15 protein-coding genes are annotated in these 20933 nt (G+C 60.1%); 11 read left to right on the forward strand and 4 right to left on the reverse strand.

Annotated elements, in window-relative coordinates; translation table 11 throughout:
• Window positions 1-125 precede the first annotated feature (125 nt).
• Both VMU57_RS17075 and VMU57_RS17080 read left to right on the forward strand, forming a co-directional pair.
• On the forward strand, window positions 126-1040 hold the full coding sequence (locus VMU57_RS17075) for a cysteine synthase family protein (protein ID WP_325385591.1): 915 nt from the start codon (window positions 126-128) through the stop codon (window positions 1038-1040).
• 86 nt (window positions 1041-1126) lie between these two features.
• Window positions 1127-2287 carry a PLP-dependent aspartate aminotransferase family protein gene (locus tag VMU57_RS17080; RefSeq protein WP_325385593.1) on the forward strand — a complete coding sequence of 387 codons (1161 nt, stop codon included), beginning with the start codon at window positions 1127-1129 and terminating at the stop codon, window positions 2285-2287.
• 201 nt (window positions 2288-2488) lie between these two features.
• Here VMU57_RS17080 and VMU57_RS17085 read toward each other — a convergent pair whose 3' ends face one another.
• The 3 genes from VMU57_RS17085 to VMU57_RS17095 all read right to left on the reverse strand — a co-directional run bounded on the left by VMU57_RS17085 (window position 2489) and on the right by VMU57_RS17095 (window position 5981).
• Window positions 2489-4630: a M28 family metallopeptidase gene (locus tag VMU57_RS17085; RefSeq protein WP_325385595.1), complete on the reverse strand. Its 2142-nt coding sequence runs from the start codon at window positions 4628-4630 to the stop codon at window positions 2489-2491.
• Between the two features lie 227 nt (window positions 4631-4857).
• Complete coding sequence (gene mscL / locus VMU57_RS17090; RefSeq protein ID WP_325385597.1) at window positions 4858-5268, reverse strand: large conductance mechanosensitive channel protein MscL; 411 nt, start codon at window positions 5266-5268, stop codon at window positions 4858-4860.
• Window positions 5269-5369: 101 nt separating this feature from the next.
• The gene (locus tag VMU57_RS17095) at window positions 5370-5981 is read right to left on the reverse strand and encodes a D-sedoheptulose 7-phosphate isomerase (protein WP_325385599.1); all 612 of its coding nucleotides are present in this window, start codon (window positions 5979-5981) and stop codon (window positions 5370-5372) included.
• A gap of 156 nt (window positions 5982-6137) precedes the next feature.
• Between VMU57_RS17095 and VMU57_RS17100 the strand changes: the two genes are divergently transcribed.
• The 9 genes from VMU57_RS17100 (at window position 6138) to mqnE (ending at window position 18054) form a co-directional block, all read left to right on the forward strand.
• Window positions 6138-7073 (forward strand): alpha/beta hydrolase, encoded by a 936-nt coding sequence (locus VMU57_RS17100; protein WP_325385601.1) that lies wholly within the window; start codon window positions 6138-6140, stop codon window positions 7071-7073.
• 11 nt (window positions 7074-7084) lie between these two features.
• Window positions 7085-7363: a hypothetical protein gene (locus VMU57_RS17105; RefSeq protein ID WP_325385603.1), complete on the forward strand. Its 279-nt coding sequence runs from the start codon at window positions 7085-7087 to the stop codon at window positions 7361-7363.
• Window positions 7364-7559: 196 nt separating this feature from the next.
• Entirely contained in the window at window positions 7560-8984 is a 1425-nt protein-coding gene (locus tag VMU57_RS17110; protein ID WP_325385605.1) for an ammonium transporter, read from the forward strand.
• A gap of 50 nt (window positions 8985-9034) precedes the next feature.
• Complete coding sequence (locus VMU57_RS17115) at window positions 9035-9373, forward strand: P-II family nitrogen regulator (protein WP_158910795.1); 339 nt, start codon at window positions 9035-9037, stop codon at window positions 9371-9373.
• A gap of 81 nt (window positions 9374-9454) precedes the next feature.
• Window positions 9455-12109 carry a [protein-PII] uridylyltransferase gene (glnD, locus tag VMU57_RS17120; RefSeq protein WP_325385608.1) on the forward strand — a complete coding sequence of 885 codons (2655 nt, stop codon included), beginning with the start codon at window positions 9455-9457 and terminating at the stop codon, window positions 12107-12109.
• Window positions 12110-12246: 137 nt separating this feature from the next.
• Window positions 12247-12864, forward strand: coding sequence for an NADH-quinone oxidoreductase subunit B family protein (locus tag VMU57_RS17125; RefSeq protein WP_325385610.1), 618 nt, complete (start codon window positions 12247-12249; stop codon window positions 12862-12864).
• A 214-nt stretch (window positions 12865-13078) separates the two neighbouring features.
• Window positions 13079-14701, forward strand: coding sequence for a hypothetical protein (locus VMU57_RS17130; RefSeq protein WP_325385612.1), 1623 nt, complete (start codon window positions 13079-13081; stop codon window positions 14699-14701).
• A 119-nt stretch (window positions 14702-14820) separates the two neighbouring features.
• Window positions 14821-16881 carry a hypothetical protein gene (locus VMU57_RS17135; protein ID WP_325385614.1) on the forward strand — a complete coding sequence of 687 codons (2061 nt, stop codon included), beginning with the start codon at window positions 14821-14823 and terminating at the stop codon, window positions 16879-16881.
• 21 nt (window positions 16882-16902) lie between these two features.
• Window positions 16903-18054, forward strand: a complete 1152-nt coding sequence (gene mqnE / locus VMU57_RS17140) for an aminofutalosine synthase MqnE (RefSeq protein WP_325385616.1) — start codon at window positions 16903-16905, stop codon at window positions 18052-18054.
• Window positions 18055-18817: 763 nt separating this feature from the next.
• Here mqnE and VMU57_RS17145 read toward each other — a convergent pair.
• Window positions 18818-20902 (reverse strand): beta-galactosidase, encoded by a 2085-nt coding sequence (locus tag VMU57_RS17145; RefSeq protein WP_325385618.1) that lies wholly within the window; start codon window positions 20900-20902, stop codon window positions 18818-18820.
• Between the last annotated feature and the right edge of the window lie 31 nt (window positions 20903-20933).

The raw sequence follows: 20933 nt of genomic DNA on the forward strand, positions 1-20933 counted from the left end.
GCCAAGGCCAAGGGGATGGGTAAGTTGTCGGTGCGGACGCGGGCTGGGTACTTCCCCAAGGTGGCGAATGCTGACGCTACGAAGTCGGACAAGGGGCTGACCGATCCGGGGAAACGGCCCCAGTGATGCGGGTGGTGGAGAGCATTCTCGACCTCGTGGGGCAGACGCCGATGGTGCGGATGGGGCGGCTGAGCCCGGCTGGTGGAGCCGAAATCTGGGCCAAGCTGGAGTATCTGAATCCGGGTGGCAGCATCAAGGATAGGGCTGCGCTGGGGATCGTTCTGGATGCGGAGCGGCGCGGCGTGTTGCGACCCGGCTCGACGATTGTGGAGGCGACGGCGGGAAATACCGGCGTGGGGCTGGCGCTGATCGGGGTGAATCGCGGCTATAAGGTGATGCTGTATGTCCCGGAGGGATTTGCGGAGGAGAAGTGCATCCTGATGCGCGGGCTGGGCGCTACGGTGGTGCGGACTCCCGAGGCAGAGGGGATGGCGGGCGCGATTCGGCGGGCGCTGGAGTTTGAGGCTGAGACTGAGGGCGCGTTTGCGGCGCTGCAGTTTGAGAATCCGGCGAATCCTGACTTTCATGAGCAGACCACCGCAGTCGAGATATGGGAGCAGATGGAGGGCCGCGTCGATGCGTGGGTCTCGGGGGTGGGATCGGCGGGAACGTTTACCGGCGTGGCACGGTTTCTGAAGAAGCACCAGCCGTCGGTGATCAATGTCGCGGTCGAGCCGCAGGGTAGCGTGTTGCAGGGCGGCGAGCCTGGAAAACATAAGGTCGAAGGGATTGGTGTGGCGCTTGTGCCGGTGACGTTCGACCGCAGCGTTTGCGACCGGATTATCAAGGTGATGGATGACGACGCCTTTGCGATGGTGAAGCGGCTGGCCATGGAGGAGGGTGTCTTTGCGGGGTCGAGCGCAGGGGCGATGTTGTATGCCGCGGTGGAGATGGCCCGGGAGCTGGGCGCGGGGAAGCGGGTGGTGACAGTGATTCCGGATTCGGCGGAGAGGTATCTGTCGAAGGGGATTTTGGGGTGAGGATTTGCCACGGAGATTTTCGTGGCGCTGCGAGCAAATGCGGAGCTTCTTCGCTGCGCTCAGAATGACAGGCGTTTGGGGGAAATATGGCAGAGAAGAAGCTGGGATTTGCTACGCGGGCGATACACGATGGTCAGGAGCCGGATGAGTTGACGGGCGCGGTGAATGTGCCGATTTACCTGACTTCGACCTATCAGCAGGAAGAGATTGGCAAGAACAAGGGTCATGAGTATGCTCGGCTGACGAATCCGACACGGGACGCGCTCGAGGAGAGCCTGCGCTCGCTCGAAGGCGGAACCAGCGCGCATGCCTTTGCCAGCGGCATGGCGGCGATTACAGCGATGTGCACCATGATGAAGGCGGGCGACCATGTGGTGTGCTCGGACAATGTTTATGGAGGTACGGCGCGGCTCTTCGACAAGGTGATGGTGAACTATGGGCTGACGTTTACCTATGTGGACAGCAGCGTGGCGGAGAATGTGGCGGCGGCGATTACCCCGGCCACGAGGCTGGTGCATATCGAGACGCCGACCAATCCGATGATGGCCATTACGGACATTCGCGCGGTGGCCGATATCTGCCATGAGCGTGGGGTAGAGTTGAGCGTCGATAACACTTTTTTGTCGCCCTATCAACAGCAGCCAAACGCGCTGGGTGCGGACATCGTGATGCATTCGACGACGAAGTTTTTGAATGGCCACTCGGATGGGCTGGGCGGCGTGCTGGTCTGCACCAAGCCGGAGCAGGCGGAGCGGTTTCGGTTTGTGCAGAAGTGTACGGGTGGGATTTTGTCGCCGTTTGAGAGTTATCTGCTGCTGCGCGGGGTGAAGACGCTGGCGGTGCGGATGAAGCAGCACGATGCGAATGGCCGTGTTGTCGCCGACTTTCTGAAGGGGCACAGGGCGGTGAAGCGGGTGTTCTATCCGGGGCTGGCCGAGCATCCGCAGCATGAACTGGCGAAGCGGCAACAGAGCGGGTTTGGGTCGATGATCTCTGTGGAGCTGGGTTCGCTGGAGCGGGCGAATACTTTCGCCAAGGCGCTGCGGCTGGGGTATCTGGCTGAGAGTTTGGGCGGGGTGGAGACTCTGATCTGTCATCCGGCGAGCATGACGCATGCGGCGGTTGGTGCTGAGGGGCGGGCGCGGTTGGGGATCACCGACGGGCTGATGCGGATCAGCGTGGGGATTGAGGATGTGGAAGATATTGTGGGGGATCTGGGGCAGGCTCTGGAGGGGCTGGGACATTAGCGTTACGGCTAAATTGTTACGAGAACGAAATTGAAGTTGTGGTGATGTAAAAACCGCAGGTCCTTCGACTACGACGCGCAAAAAGCTACGCGTCTTCGCTCAGGATGACAGTTCAATTCATTGTTTGGCTGGCATTTTTGTCGTTCAACTTAATGTCAACTTAGTTTATTGTTCAACCATTTTGTGAGTCATATCGTATGGCTATTTTGTAACGGACTCTAAGGTGTCGGCGGCGCGGTTGAGGGCCTCGGTCAGGGCTGTGAGTTGCGATTGGGCGCGAGGGGCGTCGTTGGCTTCGATGGCCTCGTTGACGCCGGGGATGACCACGGCGTCGTAGCCGGTGTATTCGCCGGGGTCATAGATGAGGTGCTTGTACCAGGGGCGGTGGGGCAGGCCGGCCGGGTTGAGGAAGGCCTCTTCGGTGGCGCGCAGAGCAACGTTGAGCTGGGCAGTGTCGGCGGGTGGGTTGAGCTGGACGGCGCGAATGGCCGTACCGGCGGCGGCGAAGCGCTGGGCTGCGGCGAGGGCGGCGGTGAAGTCGAGATGGAGATCAACTTTTGCGGCGTGGCTCTGGGCGGCTTCGAGATAGCCTAGCGTCTCTTTCCCGTAGAGATGGTAGTCGTAGGGCAGCACGTCGGCGTCGGCCATGTGCAGGACTTCGAGGCCGAAGACGCGGGCCATCTCCTGCTCGTAGACGAAGGTGGGGTCGGCGAACTTGATGAACCAGTTGTAGTCGTCGAAGGTGGAGTGATAGACGCCGTACGGGCCGTCGGAGCCGATGTCGGTGGAAGGCACGCCGACGTGCTGGAGGAAGGGCGTGTAGTCGGAGCCGGAGCCGAGGTTGTCGATGGGGACGGCGTTTTCCGAGTGGGACCGATGCTCGTGATCTTCAGCAGCGGTTGCATCTTCTGCTTTCTTCCACTGGTCGTAGACGGTGCCGCCTTTGGGGCTGGGGACTTCGGTGGTGGCTTCGCGGACGAATTGTTTGAGCGAGGGTACGGCGGCGGCGCTGAAGTCGGGGCCGGAGACGCTGACGTCGGTGTTGAAGTAGGCGACGGCGTGGCGCAGCTCGGCGGCGTGCTGCTCGACCCACTCGGTCGAGCCGACGAGGCCTTCTTCTTCGGCGTCCCAACTGGCGAAGAGGATGGTGCGTTTGGGCTTCCAGCCCTGCTTGAGCAGGTCGCCGATGCCGTGGACGGTCTCGAGCATGGCAGCGGTGCCGCTGCTGGGATCGACGGCGCCGTAGACCCAGGCGTCGCGGTGGTTGCCGGCGATGACCCAGTTGTCGCCGGTTTCGGTGCCGCGGACCTTGCCGATGACGTCCCAGATGGTGCGCAGGGCGTAGTCCTCCTGGATGTCCATGTGGACGGTCACGGTATTGGTGCCGCCGAGGTGATAGGTGAAGGGCAGCGCGCCCTGCCAGCCGTGGGGCGTCTCGGGGCCGTCGAGCGCCCTGAGAATTGGCTCCGCATCTTTATAAGAGAGCGGGTTTGAGGGGATGGAGGACAGGTCGACGGGATTTTTGGTGCGTTGGGAGTCGGGGAGGTCGGGTGTGGAGGCTATGCCCGGGGTCTCGGGATCGCCGGGGTAGATGGGCAGGAACTGCACCGAGCCGCGTTGCACGCCGGAGGCTGGGCGGAAGGGGCCTTTGGGGTAGGCATCGCCGCGGAAGTAGCCGTCGTCGGCGGGGTCGGAGTAGATGAGGACGCCTTTGGCGCCGTACTGCTGGGCGATGTAGACCTTTACGCCGCGAAAGTTTTCTCCGTAGCGGACGAGGACGATCTTGCCCTTCACGCTGACGCCGAGGCTGGCGAGTTTTTTGAAGTCGGCGAGGGTGCCGTAGTTGGCGTAGACGACCGGGGCGGTGACGTCGCCGGAGGGAGAGTAGCCATTGAAGGCGGGGAGGATGCGGGGATCGTCCTGGCTGGGGTCGCCGCCGTATTTGGTGGGATCGACGTGCTCGGGCGTGGGGCCGGACATGAGCTTGTTGCCGTCGGCATCGAAGGCTTCGACGAGGATGCTTTTGGGCTTGTTGAGTAGGACCTTATAGGGAACGATGCTGGTCTCAAGGCCGGCGGCCTTGAATTTGGCGGCGACGTAGAGGGCGGTCTTGTAGTCCTCGGGGGAGCTTGCCCAGTGGGGCTCGGCGGTGAGGATCTTGAGGTGTTCACCGGCGAGCTTTGCGTCGGGGATGGTCATGAAGGCGGCGTCCCATTTGGCTTGCTGGGTGAAGTCACGATAGCCGAAGACCTGTTGTGGAGCGGGGGATTGCGCAGGCTGCTGCGCGGAGACCGCGAGGGCGGCGATGAGGGGCAGGATGGCCAGAATGCGGGGAGGTGTCAACGGTTTGCCTTTAAAAAAGATTGGTTGGCGGGGGAATCTGCGATGTAGCGATGCCCACGGCTAGAGCGTGGGCATCGCTGCTTCGGTGCGAACTTCCTGACGGCTTAGGGAAAGTGTGATTAAGTCCCCAATGATTCCCTCAGAGGCGAAAGCCCCTTTTTATAGGAATGACTTACGACGCGGCGGAAGCCGCGTCCCTTCAAAGCCAGGACTTAATTAGAGGTGCCTTAGGCTGCGGGCTGGTCTGCTGCGGGTTGACCGCAGAACTTGCAGCGATGGGCGGCGAGAGGAATCTCCGAGAGGCACTCGCCGCAGGTCTTGTTGGTGACGGCGGCAGGACCCTTCATTCTCGCCAGCAGATGGTTGGTGGGAAGCACAAGGAAAAAATAGATGACGAAGGCGAGCAGCACGAACGCGATGACGGCATTGATGAAGTTGCCGTAGGTGACTGCGCCGCCATTGACGTGCGCGACGAGATAGGAGAAGTCCGGTTTGCCGACGATGGCAGCAATCAGCGGATTGATGATGTCCTTGGTGAGCGACGCGACGATGCTGGTGAACGCAGCGCCGATGATGACCGCGACGGCCAGATCGATTACATTGCCGCGGAGGACGAAGTCACGAAAGCCTTTTAGCATCGGTAAATCTCCTTAAAGCGAAAGTGGTAGTTCAGAAACACGCCGAGTATACGCCCGGACAGTTCAGAGGAGCTGATATGGAAGCACGTTGCTTGAAAGGGTTATTCGCTGAGTATTTGTGGTCGGCTCTCGAAGTCTTCGCCGAAGACGCCGCGCTCGACGACCATGCAGAAGATGTGCTCGAGGGCGAGGTGCGACTCCTGGATGTTCATGGTAACGGCCGAGGGGATGACGATGTTGTAGTTGCAGAGGCAGCGCATCTCGCCACCATCGTTGCCGCTGAAACCGATGGTGGTCATGCCGATCTTGTTGGCCTGATGAAGAGCGTTGACGATGTTTTTGGAGTTGCCGGAGGTGGAGATGCCAAGGAAGACGTCGCCGGGCTGGCCCAGCGCCTCGACCTGGCGCGCGAAGACGCGATCATAGCCGAAGTCGTTGCCGGCGGCGGTGAGGATCGACGTGTCGGTGGTGAGGGCGATGGCGCGCAGGGCAGGGCGGTTGACGTTGAGCCGGACGACGAACTCGGCGACGAGATGCTGGGCGTCTGCAGCGGAGCCGCCGTTGCCTGCGACCAGCAGCTTTTTGCCGGACTTCATCGCGGTGGCCGTGATCTCGCCGATGCTGACGATGGTCTCGGTGATGTGAGGGTCGGCGAGAACGGCCTGCATGGTGGCGATGGACTGGGCCAGTTGCTTTTGAACGAGTTCCTTCATCGGTCTCCGTGGTAACAGTTGATGTGTGATTTTATCGCGGGAAATAAGACCGCACGGTAAACGCACGCAGGGCTTGCGTAAGCAGCCAATGCGCGGGATACAATTTCTTCGCTGCGCCATAGGATGCTTCGCGGTGCAATAGGAGATGTAAAGCGGATGATGACGAAGCTTTTTCGGGTAGGTGGGAGTCTCTTGACCGTGATATTGGGTGTGGGGATGGCACAGGCGCAGCAGGCGCCGGATGCGGCGGCAGGAAAGACGATGCTGCTATGGCCGGGCGGTGCTCCGGGAGCGCAGGGAACGGCGGACGTGGACCAGCCAACGTTGACGGTCTATCTGCCGTCGGGGCCGAATGCGACGAAGACTGGAGTTGTGGTCGCGCCGGGGGGAGGATACCTGCATCTTTCGATGACCAAGGAGGGATCGGACATTGCGCACTGGTTGAATGAGCGCGGCGTTGCGGCATTTGTGCTGAAGTACCGGCTGGGGCCGACGTACCACAACCCCATTGAGCTTGGAGACGCGCAGCGCGCGATTCGCATGGTGCGGGCCAGCGCGACGGAGTATGGCATCGCGCCGGACCACCTTGGCATGTGGGGTTTTTCCGCGGGGGGACATCTGACGGCTACAGCGGGAACGCACTTCGACGCGGGCAATCCTAGTGCAGCCGATGCGATCGACCGGCAGAGCAGCCGACCTGATTTTCTGATTTTGGCCTATCCGGTGATTACGATGCTGGACCCTTACGTTCACACTGGCTCGCGGAAGTATCTGCTCGGAGACAGTCCTGATGCGGCGCTGGAGCAGTCGATGTCGGCGGAGTTGCAGGTGACGAAGGATACGCCGCCAACCTTTCTGTTCGCGACCACCGACGACGGGACGGTTCCGGTGATGAACAGTGTGATGTTCTATTCGGCGCTGGTAAAGGCCGGGGTTCCGGCGGAGATGCACCTGTTTCAGCATGGAGGGCATGGGGCAGGGCTGGCGGCTGCGAACCCTCAGCTGAGCGTATGGCCTGACCTGCTGATCAAGTGGATGCGGGAGCGGGGCTACGCCGCGCCTGCTGCGACGGCGGCTCCGGCAGGGAACTGACGGAGTTGAATATGACGGTTGCGGAGTTTCGAGCGGCGGAAGGCGGGGAGTTCACCGGGGCACTCCTCGCTCTCTGGTGGGACGCGCGGGGCGACTGGCAGAAGGCGCATGAGATCGCGCAGGAGGTACCGGGTGCGGATGGGGCGTGGGCCCATGCGTATCTGCACCGCAAGGAGGGGGACACGGGGAACGCCGCCTACTGGTATCGCCGGGCGGGAAGGCCGGTGGCAGGGGGAGATTTACCCGGCGAGTGGGAGCAGATCGTCCGGGAGATGCTTGCGCGGGGTTGAATTTATTGCAGGCAGATCAATTTACAGCTTTGTGTTGCCGGGCATCTTGTGTAGATTAAATGAATCAGTGCAAAATGTGGCCTTCGCTCCCACGATGTGGCGAAGTTCGCTGTTTTTGTTCACACCGCCATGACCGCGGGTTTGCCGAAGTATCTCTTTCGTCGTTTCTCCAAATTCTGAAAAGAGTGGTAAACACATGCGTCTTCGAGCGGCCAAAATATTCCTTTCATTTTTGTTTGTCCTGATCTTTGGCGGATCAGTTCTGTGCGGATCGGTCGCGATGGCACAGACGCCCGCGACGGCGCAGACAGACCGGATTGCTGCACTCGAAAAACGAGCGGACGATAACGCGGCTGCGATTGCGGCGGCCCAGATGGCGGGCGACAACGGCTGGATGCTGGTCTCGGCGGCGCTGGTGCTGATGATGAGCGGGCCGGGGCTGGCGCTGTTCTACGGCGGGCTGGTACGCAAGAAGAACATTCTCGGAACGATGATGCAGACCTTCGCGATGATGGCCGTGATTACGGTGCTGTGGGGGCTGCTGACCTACTCGCTTGCGTTCAGTAGCGGGAACGCGTTTATCGGCGGCTTGCACAATGCGTTTTTGCGCGGTGTCGGGCTGGCACCGGATAAGGCCTATGCGGGGACGATTCCTCTGCAGACCTTCATGATCTATCAGATGATGTTTGCCATCATCACCCCGGCGCTGATCACCGGAGCCTTTGCAGAGCGCATGAAGTTTTCGGCGATGGTGGTCTTCACGGTGCTGTGGTCGATCGTCGTCTACAGCCCGATGGCGCACATGGTCTGGGGCCAGGGCGGATTTTTGAATGCAACCGGGTCGCTTCCTTGCCTTGATTTTGCAGGCGGAACGGTGGTGCATGTCACCTCTGGCGTCTCGGCGCTGGTGACGGCGATCTATCTGGGCAAGCGCATCGGATATCCGAAGATTCCGATGCCGCCGCACTCGGTGGTGTTGAGCTTTGTGGGCGCTTGCATGTTGTGGGTGGGCTGGTTCGGGTTCAATGCCGGGTCCGCGCTGTCGGCGGGCACGCTGGCGACCTCGGCCTTTGTGGCGACGCAGTTTGGTGCTGCTGCGGCAGTGCTCGGCTGGTCGGCGGTGGAGTGGATTCGGCAGGGTAAGCCCTCGGCGCTGGGAGCGATCTCGGGCGCTGTGGCTGGTTTGGTGGCGATTACGCCGGCCGCGGGATTTGTGTCGCCGATGTCTGCCATCTGGATTGGCCTGATCGCCGGAGCGTTCTGCTACATGATGGTGGTGAAGGTGAAGGCGTGGTTCGGCTATGACGATTCGCTGGATGCATTCGGCATCCACGGTGCGGGCGGGACGCTGGGAGCGTTGCTGACTGGCCTGTTTGCGAACAGCGCCATCAACCCGATCTTTGGAGCAGGCAAGCCGACCGGGCTGTTCGAGGGCAACTGGCGCCAACTGTTCCACCAGCTATTGGGCGTCGGGCTGGCGTGGGGAATCTCGATCGTGGGTACGCTTGTCATTCTGTTCGTCGTAGACAAGACGATCGGCCTGAGGGTCAGCGAAGAAGACGAGCGCATTGGGTTGGACCTGTCGCAACATGGCGAAGAAGGATACGATTGGGCTCACTAGCACTGCAGTGAGATGCTGGTGAGATCGAAGGCGCGAGAGGACATACAGCTATGCAGAAGATTGAAGCGGTGATTCAACCATCGAAGCTGGACGCGGTGAAGGATGCGCTGGTGGAAATTGGCGTTGAGGGGATGACGATCACCGAGGCGCGTGGCCACGGACGGCAGAAGGGCCACACCGAGTTCTACCGGGGCCGGGAGTATTCGGTCGATCTGTTGCCCAAGGTGAAGCTCGAACTGGTGGTCAAGGACGAGATGCTCGATAAGGCCATTACGGCGATCACAACCGCGGCGCGGACCGGAACTATCGGCGACGGCAAGATCTTTGTGTCGAAGATCGATGAGGCGATCCGCATCCGCAACGATGAACGCGGCGAGGTTGCTCTCTAACGATTTGTAGCCGTCAATTTGTAACCACCAATGTTTTTCAGCAGCCTCTCTGGGCTTGGGTTTTCTTCAGGAGAAAACAGCATGAGCACAAATGAGTCCACAGGCAGCAGGATGCGCGAGCGGTACCAGCGAAAGATGCTGGAGATTCGCGGCGCATTCGATTCAGGGGCGTCGGGCGCGGCGACCATCGCGGCGCGGTCGAAGGCCATCGACGAGCTGGCAGGCGGACTCTGGGCGGAAGAGGTGCAGCGCGACCGCAGGCTGGCGACGGGCATCTCGCTGGTGGCGATTGGAGGGTATGGGCGGGGGCAGTTATTTCCGTACTCCGATGTCGATCTGCTGTTCCTGCTGGACGGCCGGTTGGCTGAAAAAGACGTTAAGGACGCGATCCGGCGCGTCAACCAGGAGATGTGGGACTCGGGGATACGTATCTCTCCGGCGACGCGGAAGCTGGCGGAGTGCGAGCGCTTCGACGAGGAGAACGCCGAGTTTGCGGTCTCGCTGATGGACCACCGGCAGCTCGCGGGTGACGCTCTTCTTTACCGCAAGCTGGCCACCGTCACGATACCGAAGCTGCTGCAGCGGGAGCAGAAGGGCCTGATGGCCCGGCTGACCGAGCTGACTCGGGCGCGTCATGCGAAGTACGGGGACACCCTCTTCCATCTGGAGCCGAACATCAAGGATTGTCCCGGCGGACTGCGCGATATTCACGTGTGCAGCTGGATGACGCTGCTGCGTGGTGTGGGCCCGGAGGCCGCGGGCCGCGTCGCGGGCAATGGCAACGCGGAAGAGGACAGCGAGTTTAGCAAGGCGGTGGAGTTTCTGTGGCTGGTGCGATGCTTTCTGCACTACCGGCACGAGCGCGACGACAACTCGCTGGACTGGCAGGCGCAGGATGCGGCAGCCGCGGCGGGGGTTGGCATGGATGGTGCCGCGCCACCGAATGCAGATGCGGCGTACTGGATGCGCTTCTACTTCCGCCATGCGCGGCGGGTGGAGCGGCGGGTGGAGCAGATGATGGGGGAGGCTCCGCTGGACAAACCTCGGCTGAAGCTGCTGGGGCTGCGGCGGGAGCGGCGCACGGAGCCGTTGCAGCAGGGGTTTCGCGTGGAGCGCGGGCGTATCGTGCTCGATGCGTTGGTGGACGACGGGAGCGGTGCCCCGGCGCACGATCCGGCGCAGGACCCCGATGTGGTGCTGGAGGTCTTCGAGGCTATGGCGCGGATGGGGTGCGCGCTGGGCGAAGAGGCGGAGCAGCGGCTGCTGCTCGCGCTGCCAGTGCTTTCAGCGCATCTCGAGGAGGGACCGGCGCTGTGGCAGCACCTTCAGCGCATTCTGACCGGACGCCACGCCGGAGACGCGCTGCGCACGATGCATGTGTTGGGCGTGCTGGAGTTGTTGATCCCGGAGTTTCACGGTATCGACGCTCTGGTCATTCGCGATGCCTACCATCGCTACACGGTCGATGAGCATACCTTCGTGCTGATCGATACACTGCATGGACTCGAGAGCGCGCAGGAAGGTCCGATGGCGGAATGGGCCGCTCAGTTTGGACGGGTGTTGCGCGAGCTTCCGCACCCTGGCCTGCTGTACCTGGCAGCGTTGATGCACGATACCGGCAAGGGCCGCAGCACGGACGACCATGCGAAGGAGAGCATGACTATGGCGCAGGGCGTGCTGGAGCGGCTCGAGCTGGATTCGTACGAGAGCGGCATGGTGGGCAGCCTGATCGCGAACCATCTGGAGATGTCGCTGGCCATGCGCCGCGATATCTTCGACCGGCAGACCGTGCGGGCCTTTGCCGGGAAGGTACAGACGCCCGAGAATCTGCGCATGTTGGCGCTGTTTACCTATGCGGACATCAATGCCGTGCACCCCGATGCGTTGACGCCGTGGAAGGCGGAGAACCTGTGGCGGCTCTACATGGCGACGTCGAACTATCTTGACCGCAACGTCGATGAGGACCGCGTCGGGGCGCAGGAGGAGAGCGAACTGGTGCATCGCGTCGCAGCGCTGCTGCCGGGGCAGAAGACGGCGGTGGCGGAGTATCTGGACGGGTTTCCCGAGCGGTATGTCCTGACCCGGACGCCGGAGCAGATTCGAGCCAACTTTCAGCGGTTCCAGAAGTTTTCCGAGGACGCCGTACAACTGGACTTTCGCTATGCGCCGGGGGTGAGCGAGTTGACCCTGGTGACCCCCGACCGGGCGCTACTGTTCGCGAACATGACGGGCGCGCTGGCGGCATGGGGCATGAATATCGTGACGGCGGATGCGTTCTCGAACCGGCATGGCGTGGTGGTGGATAGCTTTCGCTTTACCGACAGCTTCCGCACCCTGGAGATGAATGCGTCCGAGCACGATGCGTTCGTGAAGAACGTCCACGAGGTGATGACCGGAACCCTGCCGGTGGAGAAGCTGCTGAGCGGACGCAGGCGGGGAAGGCGCAAGGTGCCGAAGGTGGTGGTGGAGTCGCGGATCGAATTTGACGATTCCGCCTCGTCGCACAGCACGCTGCTCGAGGTGGTCGCCCAGGATACGACCGGGCTGCTGCACGCGCTGAGCCTGACGCTGGCCCGGCAGGGATGCAACATCGAGGTGGCTCTGGTCGATACCGAGGGCGAGACGGCGATCGACGTCTTCTACCTGACTCGCAATGGAGCGAAGCTGAATCAGGACGAAGAAAGGGAGCTTCGAGAAGCTTTGTTGAGGGCGATAGAAGAAAATTCCCGCTCGTAGGATGTTTTTCCCCTAATCGGCCAACCTGGGTAGCTTTAGCGGCATCCCATGACATGCTTTGGCTAAGTTTGTGCAAATGTTTGCCAATCCCATGAAAAAAGTCGTAGATCGGCGACATCGGTTTTATTATTAGAGATATGAGTACATCACCCAACGAAACAACGAGCAGCGGACGCCCAACCGCGGTTCCGCAGAAAAATGACCGCTACTTCTTCGGCAGCCTGGAAAGCTTCGGCAAAAATCAGGAAAAGCTGGAAGAGGTGAGCTGGGGATATGACCAGCCGGAGGGCATCGTTCTGGCGTCTCTCGACGGCGCGATCAACTGGGTGAGAAAGAATTCCATCTGGCCCATGACGTTTGGCCTCGCCTGCTGCGCGATCGAGATGATGTCGATGGGCGGCTCGCGGTACGATATTGCCCGTTTTGGGGCGGAGGTCTTCCGGCCCTCGCCGCGTCAGAGCGACCTGATGATTATCGCGGGGCGGGTCTCACAAAAGATGGCGCCCGTTATCCGGCGACTTTATGAGCAGATGCCGGAGCCAAAGTGGGTGATTTCGATGGGAGCCTGCGCCACCTCGGGAGGTGTCTTCAACAACTATGCGTTGTTGCAGGGCGTCAACCAGGTCATTCCCGTTGATATTTATGTTCCCGGGTGCCCACCGCGTCCGGAACAGTTGCTGTACGCCATCACCTTGTTGCAGGAAAAGATTCAGCACGAGCGCGGCTCCCTGAAAAAGACCCTCAATTTGTCGTGATTTAGGTGGTTAAAGGCTAATAACTTGCAAGGTTCGTTCCACGAGATAAGTAGGGCCTTTAGAGGATGACGGCTGGTAAAGTATTGAAAAGATAGTAGCCGAAAGTAGCTTTTAACTGGTACGGCTCACAACCAACGTAAGCCGTACTGAATCGAACTAAACTAAACGAGCCAGTAGGCTTGGAAAATGAAAGAATTTTAGCGGAGGAAGTTCAATGGTTCATCGCCCGTTTCGTAGTGTAGGCCGGTTCGTACTGGCTGCATGTGCAGTCAGCCTTGGAGTAGCCACTCTGGGCGCACAGACGCCCAGCACAACCGCCCCCATGGGGCCTAACCCTTCGCGAGTGGATATCTTCACCGGTTACTCCTACTTTGGAGCCCACGGACAGGTAAAGCCTGCGGGGATCAATTATTCTTCGATCGATCTCGGAGCCATTGGCAGCGGCGCTTACTACTTCAATAAGTATTTCGGCGGCGAAGTGAACTTCGTTGCGCATCCGGACGGCAACAACGATGGCCTGTACTCGGCATCGGCTGGTCCGATCTTCCGCGCTCCGATGCAGAACTTCACCCTCTTCGCGCACGGCCTGGTCGGCGGCGCCAAGCTGGGCGGACCGAACAGCGAACCTCCTTTCGCGTACCACGAGCCCTATACCTGGGGACCGACCCTGACGGCTGGCGGCGGTATGGACTACGATCTGCCATTCCTCAACAACCGCTTCTCGCTTCGTCTCTTCGAGGCTGATTACCGCTATATTCACACCAGCTTCGGCCCCTATACTCCTCCCCCGACGGGCGGTGTGATGGGTGGACGTGCGAACCTCAGCGGCGTAGACCTCAGCACCGGTATCGTGACGCACTTCGGTCATGTCATTCCGCCGCCTCCTGTCACCTACTCCTGCGCTGTTTCGCCTGCACAGGGCTACCCCGGCGATCCTCTGACCGTCACCGGTACTGCTCTGAACCTCAACCCGAAGAAGACGGCCACCTATAACTGGACTGCTGATGGCGGCACGATCACCGGCACCTCTAATGTAGCCAACATCGACACCAAGAATGCTGCTCCCGGAACCTACACGGCCAAGGGCCACGTCACCGAGGGCAACAAGCCTGGCCAGATGGCGGATTGCTCGGCCCAGTACACGGTCGAAGCCTTCCAGCCGCCAACCATCAGCTGCTCGGCCAATCCTTCGAGCCTGAATCCTGGAGATTCCTCCACGATCACGGCAGAAGGCGTGAGCCCGCAGAACCGTCCTCTGACCTATAGCTATAGCGCCACCGAAGGTTCGGTCAGCGGCAACGGCAACACAGCAACCTTGAGCACCGCCGGCGCAGCGCCTGGCACCATTACCGTCACCTGCAACGTGGTTGACGATAAGGGTCAGACAGCATCGTCCACCACCAGCGTCACCATCGCCGCGCCGCCACCGCCGCCGGCACCAACGGTCAGCAGCCTCTGCTCGGTCAACTTCGAGCGTGACAAGCGCCGCCCGGTCCGTGTCGACAACGAAGGCAAGGCTTGCCTCGATGACGTCTCCCTCAAACTGCAGCAGTCGTCGGATGCGAAGCTCGCACTCGTCGGTAACGCTGCCAGCACCGAGAAGCATGGCGAGCACCTCGCCGCTGAGCGTGCTGTCAACACCAAGGACTACCTGGTCAAGGAGAAGGGCATCGACGCCAGCCGCATCTCGGTTTACACCGGAACGCAGGATGGCAAGACTGTAACGACGACCCTTATCCCTGCTGGCGCCACTCTGGACAGCACCGGTATCACCGCTGTGGATGAGAGTGCACTCGCGGCTCCCGTCAGGCACCATGCTCGTCGCCACAAAAAGTAGTAGATAACGTGCAATAAAGGCACAAAAGGCTGACTGGGTTGATTCCCAGTCAGCCTTTGTGTTGAGTGCGATTATCGTGCCACGGCTTATGCTTATAACATCGAGCTTGTAGAACCGGGATGAATACGTTGACCAGACGGTACAGATTTCAAATCTTTTTCCTTGCATTGTTCCTTGCCTTCACCTGCCTGCGTGGCAACGCAGCCACCTGGCTGCCTTTTGGCCCGGATGGCGGGGACGCGAGGACGGTGGTAGCCGATCCTCTGGATGCGTCGCATCTGTATCTGGGAGCGCTGAACGGCTGGATCTACGAGTCCCATGATCGCGGCCATGACTGGAAGCGTCTTGCACTTGTGGGAGGGCTCAACGATCTGGTGTTGGATTCCATTGTCATCGACAAATCCAACCCCAGACATATTCTCGTGGGTGCGTGGGTGTTGGGCAGCACCTATGGCGGCCTCTACGACAGCAAGGATGGCGGCGTCACCTGGAGCAGCGACAATGACATGAAGGGGCAATCCATTCGTTCCCTTGCCGCCTCTTCATCCGACCCCAGGACCGTCATCGCCGGTACGTTACTTGGCGTCTATCGCTCGACCGACAGCGGTATTCACTGGAAGCTCATCAGCCCCGAAGGCAGCAAGGAACTGCACGAGGTCGAATCGATCGCAATTGATCCGGTCGATCCTCAGATCATCTACGCCGGAACCTGGCATCTGCCGTGGAAGACCACCGATGGCGGCGCGCACTGGAAAAATATCAAAGAGGGGATCATCGACGACTCCGATGTGTTTTCGATCATCGTCGACCCCAAGCAGCCAACTACCGTCTACGCCAGCGCCTGTTCCGGCATCTACAAGAGCCAGGATCAGGGCCTCAAATTTCAGAAGATCCAGGGCATCCCCTCTACTGCCCGCAGAACGCGCGTCCTGATGCAGGACCCGCAGCACCTGAACATCGTCTTCGCCGGAACCACGGAAGGCCTGTTCCGCTCCAGCGACTCCGGCAAATCATGGCTGCGTACAACCGGCCCTGAAGTGATCGTGAACGACGTATACGTCGATCCTTCTGATGCCGACCGCGTGCTTCTGGCGACGGACAAAGGCGGTGTGCTGGCTAGCAACGATGGAGGCATGAGCTTCCTGCCCTCCAATAGCGGGTTCTCCTCGCGACAGATCGTGGCTTATGTGCAGGATGACGAGCATCCGGCAACAATCTATGTTGGCGTGGTCAACGACAAGGAGTGGGGCGGGGTTTTCGTCAGTAATAACGGCGGCCTGACATGGAGCCAGCTCAGCGCGGGCCTGAACGGCAGCGACGTCTTCAGCCTCGGGCAAGCTTCGGATGGAACCATCATCGCGGGCACCGCTCACGGCCTCTATCGGCTTCAGGGCCAGCTCTGGAACCGCGTTGATGATGTGAGCCTCCAGGCCGCGAGTGCGGTCTCGACAAGGAGAACCGGTGCGAGACACGCCGGCCGGGCTGTAGCTGTGACCCCCCGGCGCTCCCATGCGGACCCCTTCGGCGGCAGCGTCAATGCCATTGCGCGGTCGGGGGATACGCTTTACGCCGCCACAACCGACGGTCTCTTGCAGAGTGTTACCGCTGGCCAGAACTGGCAGCTGACGCCCGGCCTGGGGCGGCAGAGCTGGCGGTTTGTTGCCGCTGCACGGTCCATGACTGCGGTAGCCGACCTGAACAGCCTCTCGCTGTCGATAGATAATGGCCGCAAGTGGAAGACGATAAGCCTGCCGTCGGTGGTCACGCAGCTTGCTGCTGTGGCAGTCGATGGTGCTGGTGGCCTATGGGTGGGTGGCCGCGAAGGCGTCTTCTTCTCCGAAGACGAAGGCGCGACCTGGCATACCATGAGCCGCTTCTCCATCCACGATGTGAGCAACCTCTTCTACGACGCGCGGGAGCAGCGCATCCTGATTACGGCCAACAACAAGAACACCATTGTCTACGCCGTCCATCTGCCCGACAGAAAGGTGCAGTACTGGAACGCAGGCTGGTCGCTTCGGCTGGCACGGCCAGTAGGAGACCATCTGGTGGGGGCAACCCTGTTTGACGGCATCGTGGTACAGCCGCGCATGGTGGCGTCAAAGGAGGTGTCCAGCAATACCGAGGCATCCACCACGCCCGAGACATCGACCAAGCCGGCGATCATCGCCCGACCTTAGAAGAAGGAATAGAATCGTAGTATGAGTCTTACCTCGGCAGCAGCGCGCCCGCGACACTCTTTTCAGACAGACGATGCATTCCTTCTGCCCATTGCGGAGAAGGTGCAGCGTGGCGAGCGGCTCAGCTTTGACGATGGCGTAGCGCTCTACCGGAGCGGGGACATCCTGGCCATCGGCTGGCTGGCCAACATGGTTCGCGAGCGGCTGCACGGCGACCTGGCCTACTTCAACGTCAATCGTCACATCAACCCGACCAACATCTGCGTCGCCTCCTGCCGCCTGTGCGCCTTCGGGCGAAAGAAGGGCGAGGCTGGAACCTATACCATGGCGCTCGAAGAGGCGTGGGAGACGGCTGGATCGGGCTACTCCGAGGCCATCACCGAGTTTCACATCGTCGGCGGGCTGCATCCCGACCTTCCCTTTGAATACTTCATGGACCTGGTGCGCGGCCTCAAGCAGCGCTTTCCCAAGGTGCACATCAAGGCGTTCACGATGGTTGAGGTGGCGTTCCTCGCCAAGCGCGGCAAGATGACGATCCCCGAGACTTTGCAGCGCATGAAGGACGCAGGCGTGGACTCCATGCCCGGCGGTGGGGCGGAGATATTCGCTGACCGCGTCCGGCATATTATCTGCGATCACAAGATCGACGGCGGCGAGTGGCTGGAGACTGCCAAGACCGCTCACCAGATGGGCTTGCGATCCAACGCGACCATGCTCTATGGCCATGTTGAGAACGACGAAGACCGCGTCGACCACATGATCAGGCTGCGCGCTGTGCAGGACGAGACCGGTGGCTTCCAGACCTTTATCCCGCTGGCCTTCCACCCGGACCATACGGCGCTCGCGCATATTCCCCGCACCACCGGGATGCTCGACATCAAGCAGATCGCGATAGGCCGCCTGATGCTCGACAACTTCTCCCACATCAAGAGCTACTGGCAGATGGTCTCGCCAAAGATGGCGCAGATCGCGCTTCGCTTTGGGGCTGACGATATCGACGGCACCGTGGTCGAGGAGAAGATCTACCATGATGCCGGAGCGACAACTCCGCAGGGGATGCGTCGTACGGATCTCATCCGCCTCATTACTGAGGCGGGTCGTGTGCCGTTCGAGCGTGACACCCTGTACCGGGCTGTGACGCGAAGCGAAGACACGTTCACTATCGCAGTCTAAAGAGAAGACCGAACGAGATAAGAGAGACGGCAGCTATAGGCACCAAGCCTATAAGCTTTCACTGTGTTTCATCTGTAGCGCGCGGGCGGCTTCTCTGCAAATCTTTTACCTTCCCACAGTAAATTGCAGGAAAAGTTTTTCTCAAGGGGCTGGGAATAGCTCCTTTGATCCATAGAAAACCAAGAAAATCGCGAAATTATTCCAATTTTCGCATTTGGCCGTCTGCTTGCTGTCAGCTATCCCGTACACACCTATTCGATCAAGGCGCCTGCATATGAGCGTACGAGATCTTGACCAAAGGCCTTTTGGCTTTCCTTCGTGGCGAGCGGGGAGAACCACGAAGTGAAACGCAAGCTTGCCCTTCTTATTCAGGTGATCTGCCGCAAGCTTCAGGTATAAGCAGCAAACGCTTTTGATTAGTTGGGCCGGTGGTATGTCGTTGCAGCAAAGGTTATGCCCATCGCAGGGCTATCGATAAATCACTGCGATGGGCATAGCGGAGAACTCGCTTAGATCGCATGTTCGTCAGGAGGATGTATCAATGTACCTTTTGTTTATTCCAGCTCTGCTTGCGGTTGTCGTGATCGGTTTCATCCAGCTACGTGATCAGTTTGCTGCTGGAAGATCAAAAGTAGACTGACACTTCGGGCCACCCATTGAACTTACTTACCGCCCCAAACCCAGGTCTGTACGGATCGGTAAGTAGGCAAGAGGAGAGCCGGGCATCTTAGACCCGGCTCCTCTTTGCTATTTAAAACAGGATTTACTTTGCCTGTAATACGGCCACACCGTAATGGTTGAGCGATACGGTGTGGATCTCTTTGTCGTTAAGCACATCGCGCATCATCGACGGCAGGGTGACAGTTTGCGGTGTCTTGTCGAAGTTGACGAGGATGAAGACTTTCTTTCCATCGCCTTCGCGCGGGTAGACATCAACGCCCGTGGGTACAGGGCCAAACTCCGCGGTAACGCCGCTCGTCTCCGCCATCCACTTCGCCGCTTTTAGCATCGTCGCATCATCCATCCATGCGCCGATGTACGTGATCTGGCCTTTTCCTACCTTGCGCGTAATCACAGCGGGCTTGCCGTCCAGCCAGCCATTGCTCTTGCCATAGGTCATCAGCACCTTCGTATCCGGCGCTGAGGTGCTGAGCTGCTCGGCCCAGATCTTCGAGGTGGTGTTGCCCCATATTCCGCTTACGGGAACCGTGTCCCCGGGCTTGTCGTCGATCGCATAAAACTGATCGACTCTCCCTCCGAGCAACTCGGTCAGCGGACCAGGCTCGCGTTCCGGCCACAGTCCGTTGTCTTCGTTCTTCATGCCGGTGCGCTGCCCCAGCACAAGGTGGCCGCCATTTTTGACATAGGCGATCAAATTTTCCGCTTCGGCCTTTGATATCACCTCAAGCCCCGGCGCAACCACCAGCTTGTAGCCGTCGAGCGGTGTGGTCGGCGGCACAATGTCGACGGACTGCGCGACCTCGCGCAGCGGCTTGTAGTAGCTCACGATCTGCGTGACCGGATCGAATGCCTGATTGTGCCGCTGCCAGTTGATGGCCCACCGGCTGTCGTAGGAGTGAAGAATCGCGACCTGCGAATGAACGCTTGTTCCTGCCAGCGCGGGTCCAGCCTTGGCAAACTCCTTCCCAATCTGCGCGACTTCGGAGTAGACCGGAACCGGGGTTCCATCCGCCCCAATCAGCGTGCCATGCAACTCCTCCTGACCGTTCAGGTCGGAGCGCCATTGCCAGTAGCTCACTGCGTCCGCGCCATGGCCAACGTTATGCCACGCCATCGCACGCACCTCGCCCTTATCGAGCACCGTATTTACCGGGGCCCAGTTCACGAATCCCGGCTGCGTCTCCATGATCCAGAAGTTCTTGCGCAGGAACCCGCGCGTCAGGTCGTTCGCCGCGCCATTGCGGTTTGGATCGAGATGCCCACGCCCAACATAGTCATCCCACGATGCGAGATCGAGGTCCTGCGAGACGGTGTAGTGATCGTAGCCATCGAACCAGCCCATCATGTTGGTCGTGATGAACTGCCGCCGATCGCTATTGGCGCGAATTACATCGAGCTGGTTCTTCTGGTAGCTGCGGTAGGTATCGGATACAAATCGCTTCCAGTTCAGCAACAGTCCCGGATTGCCATACTTCTCCTCAATCGGAATTTGCGACCAGTCTGAATAGGTCTCGCTCCAGTAGGCGGTGGTCCAGCGCTCATTCAAATTGTCGAGCGTGCCATAGCGGGCCTTCAGCCAGTCCTGAAACTGCTTCTGCACGTCGAGCCCATACGACTCCGCCGCGTACTCGTTGTCGATCTGCCAGCCAATGACGTTGGGGTTATGCCCATAGCGCTTCGCCATCTTCTCTGCAATGCCGCGGCAAAGCTCACGGTACTTTGGATTGGCCCAGTTGAACTGCTCGCGGTTGCCATGCTCGTCACGCCGGCCATCTTCCATGATGCGCAGTGTCTCGGGATACTTCTGTGTCAGCCATGCCGGAGGAGCCGCCGTCGGCGTGCCCAGCACAACGAAAATGTGGTGCTTTGCCGCATCGTCGATGGCATGGTCTACCCAATCGAACTTGTACACGGCCTCTTCAGGTTCAATCGATGACCATGCAAACTCCGTGATGCGCACAAAACGAATTCCTGCCTGCTGCATCAGCCTAAGATCGGCGTCCCAGCGCGACTCCGGCCACTGCTCCGGATACCATGCCGTGCCGAGATAGATTGGCGGCTGCGTCTCGGGTTGAGGCTGCGGCTGTGCCAGCGCAGAGATACCTAGAGCGGAAAAAATGAAAAGGGTTACAAAGGCGAGGGGAAGGAGTTTGCGAATCGACTGCATGATGAGTTCTCCGGAGTTATGACTGTGAACA

The organism is Edaphobacter sp., assembly GCF_035532915.1.
In the GTDB taxonomy this organism is placed as follows: Bacteria; Acidobacteriota; Terriglobia; order Terriglobales; family Acidobacteriaceae; genus Edaphobacter.

Excerpts from the sequence above, each read along its gene's own strand:
- VMU57_RS17075 (WP_325385591.1), top strand. The coding sequence starts at position 126 with ATGCGGGTGGTGGAGAGCATTCTCGACCTCGTGGGGCAGACGCCGATG.
- VMU57_RS17125 (WP_325385610.1), top strand. The coding sequence starts at position 12,247 with ATGAGTACATCACCCAACGAAACAACGAGCAGCGGACGCCCAACCGCG.
- VMU57_RS17105 (WP_325385603.1), top strand. The coding sequence starts at position 7,085 with ATGACGGTTGCGGAGTTTCGAGCGGCGGAAGGCGGGGAGTTCACCGGG.
- VMU57_RS17130 (WP_325385612.1), top strand. The coding sequence starts at position 13,079 with ATGGTTCATCGCCCGTTTCGTAGTGTAGGCCGGTTCGTACTGGCTGCA.
- glnD (WP_325385608.1), top strand. The coding sequence starts at position 9,455 with ATGAGCACAAATGAGTCCACAGGCAGCAGGATGCGCGAGCGGTACCAG.
- VMU57_RS17115 (WP_158910795.1), top strand. The coding sequence starts at position 9,035 with ATGCAGAAGATTGAAGCGGTGATTCAACCATCGAAGCTGGACGCGGTG.
- VMU57_RS17100 (WP_325385601.1), top strand. The coding sequence starts at position 6,138 with ATGATGACGAAGCTTTTTCGGGTAGGTGGGAGTCTCTTGACCGTGATA.
- VMU57_RS17135 (WP_325385614.1), top strand. The coding sequence starts at position 14,821 with ATGAATACGTTGACCAGACGGTACAGATTTCAAATCTTTTTCCTTGCA.
- VMU57_RS17110 (WP_325385605.1), top strand. The coding sequence starts at position 7,560 with ATGCGTCTTCGAGCGGCCAAAATATTCCTTTCATTTTTGTTTGTCCTG.
- mqnE (WP_325385616.1), top strand. The coding sequence starts at position 16,903 with ATGAGTCTTACCTCGGCAGCAGCGCGCCCGCGACACTCTTTTCAGACA.
- VMU57_RS17145 (WP_325385618.1), bottom strand. The coding sequence starts at position 20,902 with ATGCAGTCGATTCGCAAACTCCTTCCCCTCGCCTTTGTAACCCTTTTC.
- mscL (WP_325385597.1), bottom strand. The coding sequence starts at position 5,268 with ATGCTAAAAGGCTTTCGTGACTTCGTCCTCCGCGGCAATGTAATCGAT.
- VMU57_RS17095 (WP_325385599.1), bottom strand. The coding sequence starts at position 5,981 with ATGAAGGAACTCGTTCAAAAGCAACTGGCCCAGTCCATCGCCACCATG.
- VMU57_RS17080 (WP_325385593.1), top strand. The coding sequence starts at position 1,127 with ATGGCAGAGAAGAAGCTGGGATTTGCTACGCGGGCGATACACGATGGT.